The sequence below is a fragment of the Kitasatospora sp. NPDC056181 genome (assembly GCF_042266225.1).
Taxonomy (GTDB): domain Bacteria; phylum Actinomycetota; class Actinomycetes; order Streptomycetales; family Streptomycetaceae; genus Kitasatospora.
In genome coordinates this window covers 1-2,540 of the sequence record NZ_JBHJUK010000308.1, presented here as the reverse complement: position 1 = coordinate 2,540, position 2,540 = coordinate 1, and the positions used below count along the sequence as shown (strand labels likewise).

Below are 2,540 nucleotides of genomic sequence, written 5' to 3'. Positions count from 1 at the left end.
TCATTATAGGGCGGCGGCCCACGGTTTTCGTTGGGGCCGCGGCCTTTTGTGTTTTGCGAACGTGTACAACCCCGACAAATCGGGACTTCCGCCCATGCGCGGGGGGTCTCCGGATGTCGGACAATGGAGTAGGTGCGCGGCCAGGAGGCCGGCATCGAACCGCGCGAGGGCAGTGGTGTCGCCCAGGCCGCGGTGGAGCTGAGCAGCAGAAGGAGTCACCACAATGTCGAACCAGCCCCAGGACCGTCCCGAGCGTCGATCGGACGACGGCCGAGGCTACGAGCCCCGGTCTCGCGGGGGCTGGTCCAACGACCGTGGTCCCCGCCGCGATGACCGTGACGACCGTCCGCGTCGTGACGACCGTCCGTCCGGTGGCGGTTACAACCGCGACCGTGACGACCGCGGTGGTTTCCGTCGTGACGACCGTCCCTCCGGTGGTGGCTTCCGCCGTGACGACCGTCCGTCGGGTGGTGGTTTCAACCGTGACCGTGACGACCGTCCGCGTCGTGATGACCGCCCCTCCGGCGGTGGTTTCCGCCGTGACGACCGTCCGTCGGGTGGCGGTTTCAACCGCGACCGCGATGACCGCGGTGGTTTCCGTCGTGACGACCGTCCCTCCGGTGGCGGTTTCCGCCGTGACGACCGCCCGTCGGGTGGTGGCTTCAACCGTGACCGTGACGACCGTCCGCGTCGTGACGACCGTCCCTCCGGCGGTGGCTTCCGCCGTGACGACCGCCCCTCGGGTGGCGGTTTCAACCGTGACCGTGACGACCGTCCGCGTCGTGACGACCGTCCCTCCGGCGGTGGCTTCCGCCGCGATGACCGCCCCTCGGGCGGTTTCAACCGTGACCGTGACGACCGTGGTGGTTTCCGTCGCGATGACCGTCCGTCGGGTGGTGGCTTCAACCGTGACCGTGACGACCGTCCGCGTCGTGACGACCGCCCTTCCGGCGGTGGCTTCCGTCGTGACGACCGGCCCAGCGGTTTCAACCGCGACCGCGATGACCGCGGTGGCTTCCGTCGTGACGACCGTCCCTCCGGTGGCGGTTTCCGCCGTGACGACCGCCCGTCGGGTGGTGGCTTCAACCGTGACCGTGACGACCGTGGCGGTTTCCGTCGTGACGACCGTCCGTCCGGTGGTGGCTTCAACCGTGACCGTGACGACCGTGGCGGTTTCCGTCGCGATGACCGTCCGTCGGGTGGTGGCTTCAACCGTGACCGTGACGACCGTCCGCGTCGTGACGACCGCCCCTCCGGCGGTGGCTTCCGTCGTGACGACCGGCCCAGCGGTTTCAACCGCGACCGTGACGACCGCGGTGGTTTCCGCCGTGACGACCGCCCCTCCGGTGGCGGTTTCCGCCGGGACGACCGCCCGTCGGGTGGTGGCTTCAACCGCGACCGTGACGACCGCGGCGGCCGGGACAGCCGTGGCGGCGGGCGTTTCGAGGGCCGTGGTGACGACCGTGGCGGCTTCCGCCGCGACGACCGTCCGCGCCGTGACGACCGCCCCTCGGGCGGCTACAACCGCGACCGCGACGACCGCGGCGGCCGGGACTACGACGACCGCCGGGGCAACTACGAGCCCGTCAAGCGCCTGCCGATCCCGGAGGACGTCACCGGCTTCGAGCTGGACGCGGATGTCCGCCAGGAGCTCAAGAGCCTGCCCAAGACGCTCGCCGACGATGTCGCCCGCAACCTGGTGATGGTCGCCCGGCTGCTGGACAGTGAGCCGGAGGAGGCCTACCAGTACTCGCGCATCGCGCTGCGGCTGGCCTCCCGTGTGGCCGCCGTCCGCGAGGCGGCCGGCTTCGCGTCGTACATGACGCAGCGCTACTCCGAGGCGCTGACCGAGTTCCGCGCCGCCCGCCGGATGACCGGCCGCGCGGACCTGTGGCCGGTGATGGCCGACTGCGAGCGTGGTCTGGGCCGTCCGGAGCGGGCGCTGGCGATGGCCGGTGAGCCCGAGGTGAAGCAGCTGGACAAGGCCGGCCAGGTCGAGATGCGTCTGGTCGCCGCCGGTGCCCGCAGCGACATGGAGCAGTTCGACGCGGCCGTCGTCACCCTGCAGAGCCCGGAGCTGGCCTCCAACTCGGTGCAGCCGTGGACCGCGCGACTGCGCTACGCCTACGCCGAGGCGCTGATCGCGGCCGACCGTGGTGACGAGGCCCGTGAGTGGTTCGCCAAGGCGGCCGAGGCCGACAGCGAGGGTGCGACCAACGCCTCGGAGCGTCTGGCCGAGATCGACGGCCTGGAGTTCGTGGACGCGCTGGACCCGGAGCTGGAGGAGCCCGACGAGCAGGCCGAGGCCCCGGCGAAGCCGCGTGGTGGCGGCGTGCCGGACGAGCGGGAGATCTTCGAGGACGAGGAAGACGTCGAGGAGTTCTACGACGACGACGACCTGGAGATCGACGAGGAGTTCGACGGCGTCGCGCCGGAGCGCTCCAGCGACGCGAAGGCCTGAAGCCGTCAGGCCCTCGGCCACGAGGCTTGACGTCGAGCAGGACTGAGTGAGGCCCTGCCCCACCCGGGAGATCCCGGGC

1 protein-coding gene and 1 pseudogene are annotated in these 2,540 nt (G+C 71.0%); both read left to right on the top strand.

All coding sequences use genetic code 11. From position 1 onward, the window contains the following. Positions 1–373: 373 nt before the first annotated feature. Positions 374–1,237: pseudogene (locus ACFC1F_RS43075) on the top strand (tetratricopeptide repeat protein); the annotation flags it as partial. Between the two features lie 465 nt (positions 1,238–1,702). After that, a complete protein-coding gene (locus ACFC1F_RS43070; protein WP_376167272.1) occupies positions 1,703–2,461 on the top strand; it encodes a hypothetical protein in 759 nt (252 codons plus the stop codon). Positions 2,462–2,540: the final 79 nt, after the last annotated feature.